The sequence below is a fragment of the Psychrobacillus sp. FSL K6-4046 genome, assembly GCF_038624605.1.
In the GTDB taxonomy this organism is placed as follows: domain Bacteria; phylum Bacillota; class Bacilli; order Bacillales_A; family Planococcaceae; genus Psychrobacillus.
Genome location: NZ_CP152020.1, coordinates 2219131 through 2234196, shown reverse-complemented (window position 1 = coordinate 2234196; position 15066 = coordinate 2219131). Strand labels below are relative to the sequence as shown.

Sequence of the window (15066 nt, the reverse complement as noted above, 5' to 3'; positions counted from 1 at the left end):
AATGAGAATGAATGACATTATTGAAAAGAAAAGAGATGGCCATGCTCTAACAAAAGAGGAAATTAGTTTCTTTATTGATGGCTATACAAACGGTTCTATTCCTGATTATCAAGCTAGTGCATTACTAATGGCAATCTACTTCAAAGATATGAATGATGAGGAACGTGCCAACCTAACGATGGCTATGGTTAACTCAGGAGAACAAATTGACCTATCAGCGATCGAGGGTGTAAAAGTTGATAAGCATTCTACTGGTGGGGTAGGCGACACAACTACTTTAGTTTTAGGACCTCTAGTAGCTGCTTGTGGCGTTCCAGTAGCAAAAATGAGTGGACGCGGTTTAGGTCACACTGGTGGAACAATAGACAAGCTAGAAGCAATTGAAGGCTTCCATGTAGAATTATCTTCTGAGCAATTTGTAAAACAAGTAAATGAAATAAAAGTGGCTGTAATCGGTCAAAGCGGTAACTTGACTCCAGCAGATAAAAAACTGTATGCACTTAGAGATGTAACGTCAACAGTTAATAGCATTCCGCTTATTGCAAGCTCTATAATGAGTAAAAAAATTGCAGCAGGTGCTGGTGCAATTGTGCTTGACGTTAAAACTGGTGATGGAGCATTCATGAAAACGGCTGAAGATGCTCGCAAGCTAGCAAAAGCTATGGTGCAAATCGGTAATAGTGTTGGACGTCAAACAATGGCAATTATTTCTGACATGAGTCAACCACTAGGCCGAGCAATCGGAAACGCTCTAGAGGTACAGGAAGCGATAGATACGCTTAAAGGAAATGGCCCAGAGGATTTAACGGAACTGTGCTTAACTTTAGGTAGTCAAATGGTTGTCGTTGGAGAAAAAGCAGAGACGTTAGAAGAAGCTCGAGCAATGCTGAAAAAGGTAATCGACGATGGATCTGCTTTAGAAATCTTCAAGCAATTCATCAAATGGCAAGGCGGAAATGAAAATGTAGTCGATAACACTAATTTGCTACCTAAAGCTGCTTTTGTTACAGAATTAACTGCTAAGGAAGCAGGCTACGTAACTTATATGGAAGCGGACGAAATTGGTACTGCAGCTATGTTACTAGGAGCTGGAAGAGCAACGAAAGAGTCAGAAATCGATTTAGCAGTAGGAATTATCCTTAACAAAAAGGTAGGAGATCGTGTAGAAAAAGGCGAATCACTAGCTACCATCCATGCTAACTCTGAAGATATCCAAGATGTTATCAATAAATTACACAAAAACATCCAAATTGAAGCTGCACAAAAAGATGCACCGCCTTTAATTTATGAAGTAATAACAGAATAACACTAAAATCTTTCTCGAAATTGATAAGACCCTGATAACTTTACTAACGTAAGGTTTTCAGGGTCTTATTTGTCTTTACCGCTCTCCTTCTTGATGGATTCATCGGTTGAACTACAGGGGAGTGAAACTTTGATGCGCCTAGATTCTGTCGCTGTTATGAAAGAAGTTGACGCTGATTGTAGAGTTGAAGAATTATATAATAGAATGCTTAACGTTATTGATATTAGGCGGTATTTCGAGGTGAGTTTGAAAAGGTTTTAATGGAAAATAGATACTCCCCTTATTTCATTTAGTCTGGATTTCGGTCTTCCAAGAAGGGATTAATACCCCTTTTGTTGAACCTATTTACTAAATGGACAGCTTAGTGGAAAAGGAACGATAATAGAACGGGGGGTAATTATAGCAAAGCGATGGGGATTTACATATATATTTTGTAACGACTTGGAGAAAATGAAGTGGTTTTACTCAGACATACTTCAGTTAATACTCATATGGGATGATAAAGGTTCCATAGCTTTTAAAATTGGTGAACACCAATTAAGTATTGATTACAATGAAGAATTTAACCCACCATCAAGCAAGTTTTCCATTCAACCAGGATGGAAAGGTGGAACAGAACCAAGGATAGGTTGGTCGTTAGAATGTGATAAAGATAATTATAAAAAAATTGTAAATTCTGTATTAAAAAATGATATAACAAAATATTACAATAAGCCCATATGGAAGGGATATTGGAGTTTTCCTATTTTAGACCCTATGAATAATACAATAGAAATTACATGTACTGAAAAGATTATCCACTAAAAATTACGACATGAATTATTTAACATAGCCATTTTCTTCTAGATGATAATTTATGTATTTACCTTGAATGGTCAAAAGTTAATTGTAAGTCAATCACCTTGAGCTCATTTAACCCCTGCAGCTTATTTTGAGAAGAAGATAATTTTTTCATTCATTCATTTATATTTTTTAGAATAACTTTCATAAATTAGTGATTTACCAATCCCATACAAGCATATTTCCCTGTTGATTGAAGCGGAAGGCGGCGATTCCTGTGGGATGAGTGAGCTAGATAAGACATCACAACCACGCGCGCAAGCGATGGGTGATGGCTTATCACTCACCCCACGGAAAGCGTCCGGCTGGTGCGGAAATCAATTCTACTTTCCTCTTTAAAAAGCAGATGATTTACATTTTTCTTTTTATTATTTCTGTTTTTCATCGCTCACCCCGCCGAAAACGAAAATCAATTCTACTGTATAGATTAAATAGCATAACATGCCCTTATTCTGGCCTAATTTTTCTTTAAAAATAGCAAAATAAAATTGAATCATATAAGCAGCAATCTAAGATTTAAAAATATCTTAAATTGCTGTCTTTTTATTGTTTAAAAAATGTTTAATTTACCCATACTTGATGTGTATAGACCTTTTGTCGAAAATCTTCTAAATTGCGATGATTTCTTCTACTTTTGTCATTTGCAAAGGATTATAGAATTCTATGTGGAATTGCGTTTTATGAGGAGGCGATTTTATGAAACACGATGTTGAAAAAGTAGGAGACGAAATTGTTATTATTCGATTGAAAGGTGAGCTAGACCATCATAGCACGACAGAAATAAGAAATGAGATAGTACCAATGATTAAGAATGGCTCTATTAAGGTTCTTGTTTGGAATTTAAAAGATTTAAATTTCATGGATAGCTCAGGTATTGGACTCATTCTAGGTAGAATGCGAGAGTTAGCTCCAATTGATGGTCAAACCATCATCGTTAATCCATCACCAACTATGCGCAAAATTTTTCAGTTTGCAGGTTTAAGCCCATACATTTACAGCGAATCAGAAATTGAAATAATTTCAAAGTTAGGGGGAATAGTTTATGGACAATGAAATTACATTATCTTTTATTGCCAAAAGTGAGAATGAAGCATTAGCAAGAATGGTGATGTCCAGTTTTATATCTGCGATCGACCCAACAATTGAGGAGCTGTCAGAGTTTAAGACAGTTATCTCGGAAGCAGTAACTAATGCTATTGTGCACGGTTATGAAGAGGATGGCGTAGGAAAAATCGAAATACATGCGCAACGTAGTGGAAGAGAGATAGTCGTTTCTATTGTAGATTATGGTCGTGGCATAAAAGATGTCACCCAGGCAAGAGAACCTTTATATACAACCAAGCCTGAGCAGGAACGTTCTGGTATGGGCTTTACTATAATGGAAAGCTTCAGTGATGATGTGGATATATACTCCATTCCTGATAGGGGGACAACCGTAACCATCACAAAGAAATTTGTACCAATTCAAGAATCAGTTAGGACCGTCTAATGATGAACAATAAGCCAACAATTTTACTGACCCAGGAGAAGATGAGAGAGCTAATAGCCCTGTCACAAGAGGGTGACAAGTTCGCCAGACAACAAATGATAGAAGGAAATACAAGATTGGTTTGGTCTATTGTTCAGCGTTTTGCTTCTAGGGGGGCGGACCTAGAGGACTTATTTCAAATTGGATGTATTGGTCTTATGAAATCGGTTGATAAATTTGACTTGTCCTATGAAGTGAAGTTTTCAACGTATGCTGTTCCTATGATTATTGGAGAAATTCAGAGATTTCTTCGAGATGATGGAATGGTCAAAATTAGTCGTTCCATTAGGGAGTTGAACTTTAAAATTCGTCACGCAACGGATGACTTTCTTAAAACGCATGAGCGGCAGCCAACCATTTTGGAGCTAGCAAGTATTTTAGAAGTTTCTAGAGAGGATATTGTCATGGCGACCGACGCTCTTAGAGATCCAGCTTCCTTGCAGGAGCAACTCTATGAAAATGACAGTGGAGATGCTTTGACTTTGATGGACCAAATGAAAGATGAACGTTCAGAAAAGTCATTCGATCATATCCCACTAAGAGAACTAGTAGAAAAATTAGAAAAACGAGAACAGATGATTATTTATCTGCGTTATTACCTAGACTGTACTCAAAGTGATATTGCCGAAAGGTTAGGGATATCCCAAGTTCAAGTGTCGAGACTAGAAAAGAAAATTTTGACACAGTTAAAGAGCTGGTTGGTACCTGTAGGCAGTACTGCTAATACAAAAGCTAGAGATAGGTGATTATTACGAAGACACTATTTAAGGATATGACCGAGGCAGAAGCGTATTTAAAAGAAAAGTTTGGGGAGAACGAGTCCTATGATTTTGGACTCCTTCATACCCACTTGTTTAAATTCCCGGTATTACTTGTTTACATTAATGGTCTCATTGATGGACCGACATTAACAGATTTAATGACGGGGACTATGAAGAATCCTCCAGAAGAGGATGTTTCTCAAAATGAAATCATGAATCACTATTTTCCTTACTACTCGATCACGCAATATGACTCAAAAGAAAAGTGGATTTCGGCACTACTAAGTGGCCAAGTGACGTTCATTTTGGAAAATGGATCAGTTTATACGGTAGATGTACGAAGTTACCCCGGTAGAACACCCGAGGAGCCAGACAATGAAAAAGTGGTACGTGGATCTCGGGATGGTTTTACGGAGAACATTGTTTTAAACACCGCACTTATTCGTAGACGAATAAGAGATACCAACCTCCGTTTCGAACTACATCAAATTTCCTCGATGAGTAAAATGGATATCGCGATTTCCTATATTAAAGGAGTGGCGAACGAAGAAAATCTAGAACTCATTCGGAAGCGTTTAAAAAAAATCAAGCATGATGGATTTACAATGAGTGATAAAGCACTAGAGGAATGGTTATTCGTGCAGGGCTTTCATCCAGTGCCTTTTGTTCGGTTTACCGAAAGGCCGGATATAGCAGCAGCTCATTTACTTGAAGGTCATATTTTGCTTGTTGTAGATACCTCTCCATCTGTTATTATTGTCCCTACAACCCTATTCCATCACTTACAACATGCTGAGGAGTATAGACAAGCTCCAGCAATCGGAACCTTAGTAAGATCTATTCGTTTTTTTGGAGTTTTCTTCAGTTTATTCTTATTGCCATTTTGGTATTTAATGGCTAAAAATACCGATTATCTACCGAAAGCCTTAGATTTCTTAGGACCTAATGAAACAAGTGAGATACCACTTTTACTTCAATTGATATTTGCCGATATCGGAATAGAGTTTTTAAGGCTAGCCGCCATTCACACCCCTACTCCTTTATCTACAGCAATGGGAATTATAGCGGCTTTAGTCATCGGACAGATGGCTGTTGATGTAGGGCTATTCGTAGCAGAAGTTATTTTATATACAGCTATAACAGCTATATTTACGTTTGCTATTCCGTCCTATGAACTAAGTATTGCTACTAAAATATTTAGGATGTTCCTATTGCTTAGCGCAGCTGCTTTTGGGGCTAATGGACTGTTTATCGCAACAGTGTGTTTAGTATGGTATATATGTAGCTTAAAGCCATTAAATGTACCTTATTTGTGGCCATTAATACCTTTTTATCCGAGAGCGTTTGCTCGTATTATTATTCGTTTTCCGATGCCAACTAATGCGAAGAGACCTTTCATTACACGATCACCTGTTCGAGATCGTTCCAAATAGCATTGCATTCCTCATATTCAATATGGTAAAGTTCATATAGAAAATGAGGAAAAGAGGCGAGGATACATGGTAATGGTATCAGAGCATAATGTGAATGAAAAAGGCCACCTGTTGATAGGCGGTATTGACTCATTAGAACTTACTAAAACATATGGAACTCCGCTATTTGTATATGATTTGTCTCTTATCAGATCAAGAGCAAGAGCCTTTTTAGCTACTTTCCAGGAAGAAAATATAGGTGCTCAGGTAGCTTATGCAAGTAAAGCCTTCTCTTGCATTGCAATGTACCAAGTTATTGAGCAAGAAGGCTTGTCCTTAGATGTTGTATCAGCAGGAGAACTATATACAGCAATACAAGCGGGATATCCTCCAGAACGAATACATTTTCATGGTAATAACAAAAGTGTTGATGAATTAATGTTGGCAATGGAGCATAAGATTGGCTGTATAGTCGTGGACAACTTTTACGAGATTGAATTGCTAAAAAGTTTAACTACAAAGCTAAACCAAAAAGTAAAAATATTACTAAGAGTTACTCCAGGAGTAGAGGCTCATACCCATGATTATATTACAACTGGTCAACAGGACTCTAAATTTGGTTTTGACTTAATGAATGGACAAGCTGATCAAGCATTTCAACAAGTTTATAAAGAAGAATTTATAGAATTGTTAGGATTGCATTGTCATATTGGTTCTCAAATTTTTGAAACAGTTGGTTTTAAGCTGGCAGCAGAAAAGCTTATCACTAAAATGATTGAATGGGATAACGCGTTTGGCTATGCCTGCAAAGTATTAAATCTTGGTGGTGGCTTCGGCATTAAGTATACCGAGCAAGACACTCCACTGGAACCTTCTACTTATGTGAAGGAAATGATTAGTGCTGTCAAACAATTAGTAGCAAATGCTAACTTAGAGATGCCAGAAATTTGGATTGAGCCAGGTCGTTCACTAGTTGGTGATTCGGGAACCTCCCTTTATACCATTGGCTCTGAAAAAGAAGTACCGGAAATTCGGAACTATTTAGCAGTCGATGGGGGCATGTCGGATAATATTCGCCCAGCATTATATGGAGCAGAGTATGATGCGGCGATTGCCAACAAAATGGGAACACCTAAAAAGGTTGACTATACAATTGCTGGTAAATGCTGTGAGTCTGGGGATAAGCTTATTGAGCATATTTCATTACCGAAAGCTGAACCAGGTGATATTTTAGCAGTGTTCTGTACAGGAGCATATGGTTATTCAATGGCAAGTAATTACAATCGTATGGCAAAACCGGCAGTAGTATTCGTTGAGAATGGTCAGCACCAATTGGCTGTAAAACGAGAAACATTGGAAGACCTTATACGCCTCGACCTTCCTTATCATATAGAGAAAGGAAGAGACTAATTTGAAAAAGATAAATGTTATATTGTTTCTAATTTTATTTTTAACCGGAATAATTTGGGGAGTAGCATATTGGCTATTTATTGCCCCAAATGGTAATGTATAATTGGACAAATAATATAAAAAGTAGTAAAGTTCTTTAAAGAAATTAAAAGAGGGTCTTAAACATGTTATTTCGTTATAAAAAAGCTTATGAAAAAATTTCTATGGGTCTCTTATCTTTTATGCCCAATGAAAAAGATGTCAAAAAACTATTAGAAACGATTCATGAATACGAATCTAATCCTGATTGGCACTTATTCGTTTGGAAAAAGATGGAGGATGTCGTCGGCATTATTGGAGTTCGAATGGTGGAAACAGATGCAATCATCCAACATATTTCTGTTAATCCTTCTCACCGAGGAGAGGGGATTGGCAAGAATATGATTCTAGCCCTATCTAATGTTTTACAAACGACTAATATTAGGTCAACGGAAGAGATCAAAGCTTTCTTTGTAAAATGTCATAAAGAAAAAGAAGAGAACTGACCCTATAGGTCATCTCTTCTTTTTTTCTTTTTTTCTCGTTCTTCAAGTATTTCAGAGCGGTCTCTAAGCATATGTTTATGAATAAGAAAATGTTGATCTATATCTTTTGATAAGGTTACCTCCTTGGTGAGGGTAAGCAGTGAATCATTTTGGATGCCAATTTGAAATGCTGTAAAAGGCTTATGAAGCTGAATAGATTGATAGGCTTGGGTGGCATCTTTTAGTAACTGTTCTGTATTTAAAGTTTCGAAGAAGGGAGATTGTATTGTTTCTTTCATACGTTTAATACTGCTTTTCATGGTCTTAGAAGCGCCTTGAAAGTTACCACGTCGCCAGTGGTACATAGAAGTGGAAAGTAGAATGAGTGCGGCTAAAGGATGTACCTTTTGTCGTGGGGAAACTTCCTTCCAATAGTCTTCTAATAGTTCGTGGCATTCAAAATAATCTTTAGTCTCGTTAAATTCTGTTATAAAATGAACAAATTTAGAATCGAATGTAGGGTGCATTCCAATCACCTTTCCTCTATAATTATGTTTAAAATCAATATTAGGTGGAGTTTTATGTCTTACGAAGTAAAAACAGAAGCATTCGAAGGTCCACTCGATTTATTATTACATTTAATAAATCGTTTGGAAATAGATATATACGATATCAAAATGGCTGAGATCACTACACAGTACATGGAACATATCCATGCAATGCGAGTTCTCGAGTTAAATGAAGCAAGTGAATACTTAGTGATGGCTGCTACGTTGCTGTCTATTAAAAGTAAAATGCTTCTTCCAATTCATCAGGACGATGATATGGAGGATGATTTTGATATTAATTTAGACGACCCGAGAGATGAGCTAGTATTAAAATTAATAGAGTATAAGAAATATAAGGAAGCCGCGAGTAATCTGCAGGAGTTAGAAGAAACTCGTAATCTATTTTATACGAGACCGCCGGCAGACTTAAGTGGTTACCAAAGTAATCAGCAGTTAGCTTTGTTTGAGCTCGATGTAAATGTTTACGATATGCTTGGAGCCTTTCAAAAAATGTTGAGAAGAAAGCAGCTTAATGCTCCTCTACATACTAAAGTGAGCAAGCAAGAGATCTCCATTAGGGAGTCTATGACTAACGTGATTACTACTTTAAAAAAGCATAATGGAAGACTATCATTTTATGAGCTCTTTCCAACAAGAGACAAAAACACTATTGTTACGACCTTTTTAGCGTTATTGGAGCTAATGAAGCGTCAGGCGGTTTTGGTTGAGCAAAAGAGTAATTTTGAAGATTTGTTTGTTCAATTAGGAAAGGAAATTGAAATATATGAAGAAATTAAAGAGTAAAATAGAAAGTCTACTATTTGTAAGTGGGGAGGACGGTTTAACTAAAAAGCAACTGTCATTCTTAACAGATACTGAAGAAAACCAAATAGCCGAGGCTTTAGATTTGTTGATGATGGAGTATGAGGATACAGAGGACAGAGGCATCCAGCTAAAGCAGCTCGCTGGAACATACCAACTCGTTACAAAGGAAGAAAATATAGATTGTATTCAAAAGCTAGTGGAAAATCCAACTGCCCAGTCTCTTTCTCAGGCATCGCTTGAGGTTTTGGCTATTATTGCATATAAGCAGCCAATTACTCGAGTAGAAATAGAGGATATCCGTGGTGTGAAATCAGAACGGCCAATACATACATTAGCTGCAAAAGGACTAGTTCAAGAAGTTGGACGTGCAGAAGGGACAGGTAGGGCTATCTTGTATGGAACTACACAGGAATTCCTTCAATACTTTGGATTAAAGGATATCAGTGCACTACCTCCATTACCTGAAGAAGTAGAGGTAGAAGACATGGAAGACACAGATTTATTTATGACCAAGTTCCAAGAAGCATTTGAAGGATAGAAATAAATGAAAAAGGAGTATTTTCCATTTATAAAAAAGCGCTTATACTAATTTTGTTTTTCCTGTTTGTTAATATTGGAAGTGCACAAGCCGTATCTTCATCTTATGCTGTGATTGATGCTAAGACAGGGAGATTGTTGCTAGGAAATAATGCAGAGGTAGAGCTTCCTATTGCTAGTCTTACAAAGGTATGGACAGCATTGACGGTGTTGGACAATGCAACTCTTGATGAAGAAATTACGATTTCTTCGGTAGCTGCGGCTCAAGAAGGATCCTCTCTCTATTTGCAGCCAGGAGAGGTTTGGACTGTTAATTCCTTGCTGCATGGACTAATGCTTCAATCAGGCAATGATGCAGCTTATGCATTAGCAGAGCATACTGGAGGTTCCTTAGAAGGTTTTGTGAAACTGATGAACGAAAAGTTTCAATTAGCTGGTTTAGAAAACTCTCATTTTACGAATCCTTCGGGTCTTCATAATGATGAACACTATGCTTCGGCTCAAGACATGGCTAATATGTTCCGACTTGCTTTGCAAAATGAAGATTTTATGAAAATCGCATCTGCTAAGAACTTTGTTCCAAAGGAACGTTCTATCAAATGGAGAAATAAGCATAAACTTATGCATTTCAACGAATATACCGTTGCCGGTAAAACAGGTTATACGAAAAGAGCTGGAAGAACGCTTGTAACATACTTGAAAGACAAGGATAAAGAAGTAATTGTGGTAACATTGAATCATTCAAATGATTGGAACACTCATGTTTCTCTTGCAGAGCAAATATTCCAAAACTATTCGATGGTTCAAGTAGTTGAAAAAGGGAAATACGAGCTTTTTCAAAAAGATGTTATAGAGGTTAAAAAGGACTACTATTTACTTTTGAACAAGGAAGAAGAAGAGAAGCTAAATAATGTACTCATTATCCCGAGAAACAACAAGGAAAAGAAGCCTTTTCTTTGGAAGGTAATGATTGATAAAGATGTTGCGCTAGAATTTAACGTCAAGAAAGTCAAATAATTTGGAGAAGACAGTTTTTCTAAAAGACTGTCTTCTTTTATTTTCTGCAAAAGTGTGACATAATTCACTCATGTATGAAGAATGGACGAGGTGGATTACTTGGAAAGATTACAAAAAGTTTTAGCACACGCAGGTGTTGCTTCACGTAGAAAAGCAGAAGAGTTAATTTTAGAAGGAAAAGTAATGGTCAATGGGAAAGTAATTAAGGAATTAGGTACTAAGGTCTCTGATTCAGATACAGTTGAAGTAGAAGGTGTCAAATTAGAGAAAGAACAAAAGAAATATTTCTTACTTTACAAGCCAAGAGGTGTTATCTCAGCCGTTAGCGATGACAAAGGTAGAAAGACTGTTACCGATTTACTCCCTCATGTAACGGAAAGATTATACCCAGTAGGTAGATTAGATTATGAAACTTCAGGTTTATTGCTCTTAACAAATGATGGAGATTTTTCTTATGCACTTACACATCCAAAGTTCAAGGTGGACAAGACTTATGTCGCGCGACTTAAAGGTATACCTTTACGCGAGCAACTAAGACCGCTTGAGAGAGGTGTCGTTTTAGAGGATGGTAAGACAGCTCCTGCAAAAGTTAAGCTTCTATCTTCTGAAAAGAAAGCAAATAAATCAATTGTTGAAATTACGATCCATGAGGGCAAAAACCGTCAAGTACGTCGTATGTTTGATGCAATTGGCTTCCCTGTACAAAAATTAAAAAGAGAACGATTTGGTTTCTTAACTCTACACGGTTTGAACGCAGGAGAGTGGAGAGAATTAACAACTCATGAGATTAAACAGCTTAGAGTACTGGCAGAAACAGGGAAAATAGGTAAATAGCAATGAAAAGTTCACAAAGCCTTCATATGTCCTTCTCAAATTGGACATTATATTTGGTATAATATTGTCGGCAATGCATGGAATGGAGGAAATAAAAGGTGGCTCAATCCAAACAAAAACGTTTTTACATAAGAGCAGTTATTTTGGTAGTACTTACACTAGCAATTGTTTTTACAATTTTCTCTAACGTGACGAAAGAAAAAAATGCAGTTCTCAAAGTCGGCGATAAAGCACCGAATTTCCAAGTAGTGGATATGAATGGAGAACAGCATAAACTGTCTGACTATGAAGGGCAGGGAATCTTCTTAAATTTCTGGGGAACTTGGTGTAAACCATGTGCTAAAGAAATGCCAGCTATGGACAACCAATTTAACATTTACAAAGAACAAGGTGTTCAAACCTTAGCCATTAATGTGGGAGAATCAGATTTGAAGGTAAACCGTTTTGCTAACCAATATGGTTTAACATTCCCAATTGCGATCGATCGTAATAAAAGCTTGTTGGATTCCTATAATATTGATCCACTACCAACGACCTTTTTGATTAGCCCGGAAGGTAAGATCGAAAAGATTATTAAAGGTGAGATGACCGAGCAAGATATTGCTGATTACATGGAACAAATCAAACCTTCCTAAAGGAGTCTTTTAGATGGACAAGATAGTTTGTAAATGTGGGCACGTCAACCCTGCAGGTACAGAGCTTTGTGAAAGCTGTGGACGACCGTTAAGTCAACATTCGAAAGATCAAAAGCTTGTTGATATGAGGTATGAAGGGTCCGCAAGACGTTCTCAAACCTATAACAAAACAATCATTGATAAAATTTGGAACTTCTTTTCTAGTGTGAAAGTAGGGATGTGGATAATAGTTGCTATCTTAGTCGCAGCTGCGATAGGAACAATTTTGCCACAGGTTTTCTATGTTCCTGCCACAAGAGAAGAAGATATTGCTGCCTACTATGAACGAGTTTATGGGTGGTTCGGCACACTCTACTATGAATTAGGTCTTTCTGATCTTTATAGCTCATGGTGGTTCCAAACATTAGTTGGAATGCTAGGGATTTCTCTAGTAATTGCAAGTTTAGACCGAGTAATTCCACTTTATAAATCTCTCAAAAGGCAAAAAACAAAAAGACATGTGAGCTTCTTAAAACGTCAACGTGTTTATGGTGAGGGAGAAGTTGAATCTCCTGTAGAATCGCTTGAGAAAGCGGAAGAGAAGCTAAAAGCATTAAAGTATAATGTGAAAAGAGAAGGAAATGCAATTCTGGCAGAAAAAGGCCGATTTTCTAGGTGGGGCCCGTATGTTAACCATTTAGGTCTAATCCTTTTCTTATTGGGTGTTATGATGCGTGCTATTCCAGGCTTCTATGTCGATGAAACAATGTGGATCAGAGAAGGAGAGACGCTCTATATCCCACAAACAGATGGATATTTCTTAGAAAGTAAGCAGTTCATATATGAGACTTATACAAAAGAAGAATCTGAGGAAGTTTTTGGAGAAGCCTTGGATAGGGTTGGTTCAATCGCGAAAAACTATCAAACAGATATTGCTTTGTATAAAGGTCCTGACGATGCAATTGCTGGACATCCGGAAGATTTAAAGCTAGTAAAAGAAGAATCCATTCAAGTTAATGAACCTTTGAAATTTGATAATTTTTCTGTGTTCCAAATGGATTTCCGTCTTAATGAATTAAAGTCTATGACCTTCCATTTAGAGGATAAGGAAACTGGTACTAACCATGGTCAGTTTACGGTTGAATTATCAAATCCTCAAAGTATGTACGAGTTAAATGACGGGTACAAAGTAGAAATTGTGGATTATTACGCTAATTTCTCTGGATTTATAGACGGAGAACCACAATCAGAGACGCCTGAACCAAAAAATCCAGCATTTTTAATGAAAATGTATAGCCCGGAATTTCCTAAGGGAGAATCTAGCTTTGTCATGATTCAAAATACATTAGAGCCTTTAGGTGAGACAGCTCATAAAGTTAAATTTGAAAGTGTAGAAACTAGAGATATGTCAGGTCTTACAATCCGAAAAGATTTAACACTTCCTATTCTTATGCTTGGTGGATTGATTTTCATGATTGGTGTTGCACAAGGGTCATACTGGAATCATCGCCGAATTTGGCTTCAGTATCTAGAGGATGGAAAAATGGTTGTTGCGGCTCATACAAACAAAAACTGGATGAGTGTGAAAAAGGATATCGATGAAGTATCAAAGGTAACCAACATTCCACCATATGAGGACCAACAAGATCTAGATACAAAACTAGAAAAAGAGGAAATACAGGAAGGGGAAAAATAAGATGACAATGGTTTCTGTAAGTGAGACTTTATTGTTTGTTGCGTTTGTTGCTTATTTGGTTGCTACGTTCCTATTTGGTGGAGCAGTCAAATCTTCTGCCGCTTCAGCTAGAAAATCATATAAACGATGGGGTACTTTAGCAATCAGCGTGACAGTTATTGGTTTTGTAGCAAACTTAGGGTATTTTATTACTCGTTGGATTGCAGCAGGACATGCACCAGTAAGTAACTTATTTGAGTTTACAACTGCGTTTGGAATGCTCGTAGTAGGAGCATTTATATTAATTTACTTTATATACAAAACCCCTGCTCTTGGGTTGTTTGCACTTCCAATAGCAGTACTAATTATTGCTTATGCAAGTATGTTCCCAAAAGATATCACTCCTTTAATACCAGCGTTAAAAAGTCACTGGTTAACGATCCATGTTATTACGGCTGCTCTTGGAGAAGCTATTTTAGCAATTAGTGCAGTAGCAGGTTTGATCTTTTTATTGAAGAATATTGACCTAACAAAGCCATCTAAACAACGTTTTTGGATGGAAGCTACTATGTACGTTTTAGTACTAGTTTTAGGATTTGTTGTATCAACAGTTACCTTCTCTGTTGCAGATTATTCAGCAGAATATTCCTATATCGATAAGGAAGGTAATCCGCACGATATCGAGTATAACAAGCCTGCTTTATTTGGGATGAATGAATCCGAAGCAATTACTGATGGAGCGATGGAGCCATTGGTGGAAGTTCCTCCATTAGTTAACGGTAAAAAGTTGACTACAGTTGTATGGTCTCTTCTATTTGGTACAGTGCTATACGGACTGTTACGTTTAATATTACGCAAACGTATTTCTTTAGTTCTTCAGCCATTAACTAAAAAAGCGAATTCGCAGCTTATGGACGAAATTGGTTACCGTGCAGTATTAATCGGTTTCCCGGTATTTACATTAGGAGCACTAATCTTTGCGATGATCTGGGCACATGAAGCTTGGTCTCGTTTCTGGGGTTGGGATCCAAAAGAGGTTTGGGCACTTATTACTTGGTTATTCTATGCTGTTTTCTTACATTTAAGATTAACAAAAGGTTGGCAAGGCGAAAAATCTGCTTGGTTAGCTTTAATAGGATTTATCATCATTATGTTCAACCTAATTGCGGTAAACTTAATTATTGCTGGGCTTCACTCTTACGCGTAAGTCAAAAGTAGTGCTAAAAAGCTCTTCATTCAACAGAATGGAGAGCTTT

General features: G+C 37.1%; 16 protein-coding genes. 15 read left to right on the top strand and 1 reads right to left on the bottom strand.

What is annotated here, in order from left to right; genetic code table 11:
* Position 1: 1 nt before the first annotated feature.
* From MKY09_RS11045 to MKY09_RS11010, 8 genes are all read left to right on the top strand, one after another.
* Positions 2–1306 carry a pyrimidine-nucleoside phosphorylase gene (locus tag MKY09_RS11045; protein WP_342560669.1) on the top strand — a complete coding sequence of 435 codons (1305 nt, stop codon included), beginning with the start codon at positions 2–4 and terminating at the stop codon, positions 1304–1306.
* Between the two features lie 378 nt (positions 1307–1684).
* Positions 1685–2110, top strand: a complete 426-nt coding sequence (locus tag MKY09_RS11040) for a VOC family protein (protein ID WP_342568235.1) — start codon at positions 1685–1687, stop codon at positions 2108–2110.
* A 732-nt stretch (positions 2111–2842) separates the two neighbouring features.
* Positions 2843–3199, top strand: a complete 357-nt coding sequence (locus MKY09_RS11035) for an anti-sigma factor antagonist (protein WP_169361316.1) — start codon at positions 2843–2845, stop codon at positions 3197–3199.
* Positions 3189–3635 (top strand): anti-sigma F factor, encoded by a 447-nt coding sequence (spoIIAB, locus tag MKY09_RS11030; RefSeq protein ID WP_169361315.1) that lies wholly within the window; start codon positions 3189–3191, stop codon positions 3633–3635. Before MKY09_RS11035 ends, spoIIAB begins: the two co-directional genes overlap by 11 nt.
* Entirely contained in the window at positions 3635–4420 is a 786-nt protein-coding gene (locus MKY09_RS11025) for a SigF/SigG family RNA polymerase sporulation sigma factor (protein ID WP_169361314.1), read from the top strand. Before spoIIAB ends, MKY09_RS11025 begins: the two co-directional genes overlap by 1 nt.
* A 2-nt stretch (positions 4421–4422) precedes the next feature.
* Complete coding sequence (locus MKY09_RS11020; RefSeq protein ID WP_342568234.1) at positions 4423–5868, top strand: spore germination protein; 1446 nt, start codon at positions 4423–4425, stop codon at positions 5866–5868.
* A gap of 66 nt (positions 5869–5934) precedes the next feature.
* Positions 5935–7257, top strand: a complete 1323-nt coding sequence (gene lysA / locus MKY09_RS11015) for a diaminopimelate decarboxylase (RefSeq protein ID WP_169361313.1) — start codon at positions 5935–5937, stop codon at positions 7255–7257.
* A gap of 164 nt (positions 7258–7421) precedes the next feature.
* Positions 7422–7781 (top strand): GNAT family N-acetyltransferase, encoded by a 360-nt coding sequence (locus MKY09_RS11010; protein ID WP_169361312.1) that lies wholly within the window; start codon positions 7422–7424, stop codon positions 7779–7781.
* A gap of 2 nt (positions 7782–7783) precedes the next feature.
* Here MKY09_RS11010 and MKY09_RS11005 read toward each other — a convergent pair whose 3' ends face one another.
* A complete protein-coding gene (locus tag MKY09_RS11005) occupies positions 7784–8287 on the bottom strand; it encodes a DUF309 domain-containing protein (protein ID WP_169361311.1) in 504 nt (167 codons plus the stop codon).
* 54 nt (positions 8288–8341) lie between these two features.
* On the opposite strand from MKY09_RS11005, the gene MKY09_RS11000 reads away from it, so the two are divergent.
* From MKY09_RS11000 to ccsB, 7 genes are all read left to right on the top strand, one after another.
* On the top strand, positions 8342–9112 hold the full coding sequence (locus MKY09_RS11000; protein WP_169361310.1) for a segregation/condensation protein A: 771 nt from the start codon (positions 8342–8344) through the stop codon (positions 9110–9112).
* Positions 9093–9671 carry an SMC-Scp complex subunit ScpB gene (gene scpB, locus MKY09_RS10995; protein WP_169361309.1) on the top strand — a complete coding sequence of 193 codons (579 nt, stop codon included), beginning with the start codon at positions 9093–9095 and terminating at the stop codon, positions 9669–9671. The genes MKY09_RS11000 and scpB overlap by 20 nt, the downstream gene beginning before the upstream one ends.
* Before the next feature lie 53 nt (positions 9672–9724).
* Complete coding sequence (locus tag MKY09_RS10990) at positions 9725–10687, top strand: D-alanyl-D-alanine carboxypeptidase family protein (protein ID WP_169361308.1); 963 nt, start codon at positions 9725–9727, stop codon at positions 10685–10687.
* A 99-nt stretch (positions 10688–10786) separates the two neighbouring features.
* Positions 10787–11521 carry a pseudouridine synthase gene (locus tag MKY09_RS10985; RefSeq protein ID WP_342566631.1) on the top strand — a complete coding sequence of 245 codons (735 nt, stop codon included), beginning with the start codon at positions 10787–10789 and terminating at the stop codon, positions 11519–11521.
* A gap of 98 nt (positions 11522–11619) precedes the next feature.
* On the top strand, positions 11620–12156 hold the full coding sequence (gene resA / locus MKY09_RS10980; RefSeq protein ID WP_169361306.1) for a thiol-disulfide oxidoreductase ResA: 537 nt from the start codon (positions 11620–11622) through the stop codon (positions 12154–12156).
* Positions 12157–12169: 13 nt separating this feature from the next.
* The gene (locus MKY09_RS10975; protein ID WP_342566630.1) at positions 12170–13831 is read left to right on the top strand and encodes a cytochrome c biogenesis protein ResB; all 1662 of its coding nucleotides are present in this window, start codon (positions 12170–12172) and stop codon (positions 13829–13831) included.
* Position 13832: 1 nt separating this feature from the next.
* Positions 13833–15017, top strand: a complete 1185-nt coding sequence (gene ccsB / locus MKY09_RS10970; RefSeq protein ID WP_169361304.1) for a c-type cytochrome biogenesis protein CcsB — start codon at positions 13833–13835, stop codon at positions 15015–15017.
* The last annotated feature ends 49 nt before the right edge of the window (positions 15018–15066 follow it).

What these genes read in the sequence shown, in the direction of transcription:
- MKY09_RS11000 (WP_169361310.1), top strand. Translation starts at nt 8,342, where the DNA reads ATGTCTTACGAAGTAAAAACAGAAGCATTCGAAGGTCCACTCGATTTA.
- MKY09_RS10975 (WP_342566630.1), top strand. Translation starts at nt 12,170, where the DNA reads ATGGACAAGATAGTTTGTAAATGTGGGCACGTCAACCCTGCAGGTACA.
- MKY09_RS11025 (WP_169361314.1), top strand. Translation starts at nt 3,635, where the DNA reads ATGATGAACAATAAGCCAACAATTTTACTGACCCAGGAGAAGATGAGA.
- MKY09_RS11045 (WP_342560669.1), top strand. Translation starts at nt 2, where the DNA reads ATGAGAATGAATGACATTATTGAAAAGAAAAGAGATGGCCATGCTCTA.
- scpB (WP_169361309.1), top strand. Translation starts at nt 9,093, where the DNA reads ATGAAGAAATTAAAGAGTAAAATAGAAAGTCTACTATTTGTAAGTGGG.
- lysA (WP_169361313.1), top strand. Translation starts at nt 5,935, where the DNA reads ATGGTAATGGTATCAGAGCATAATGTGAATGAAAAAGGCCACCTGTTG.
- ccsB (WP_169361304.1), top strand. Translation starts at nt 13,833, where the DNA reads ATGACAATGGTTTCTGTAAGTGAGACTTTATTGTTTGTTGCGTTTGTT.
- MKY09_RS11035 (WP_169361316.1), top strand. Translation starts at nt 2,843, where the DNA reads ATGAAACACGATGTTGAAAAAGTAGGAGACGAAATTGTTATTATTCGA.
- MKY09_RS11005 (WP_169361311.1), bottom strand. Translation starts at nt 8,287, where the DNA reads ATGCACCCTACATTCGATTCTAAATTTGTTCATTTTATAACAGAATTT.
- MKY09_RS11010 (WP_169361312.1), top strand. Translation starts at nt 7,422, where the DNA reads ATGTTATTTCGTTATAAAAAAGCTTATGAAAAAATTTCTATGGGTCTC.
- spoIIAB (WP_169361315.1), top strand. Translation starts at nt 3,189, where the DNA reads ATGGACAATGAAATTACATTATCTTTTATTGCCAAAAGTGAGAATGAA.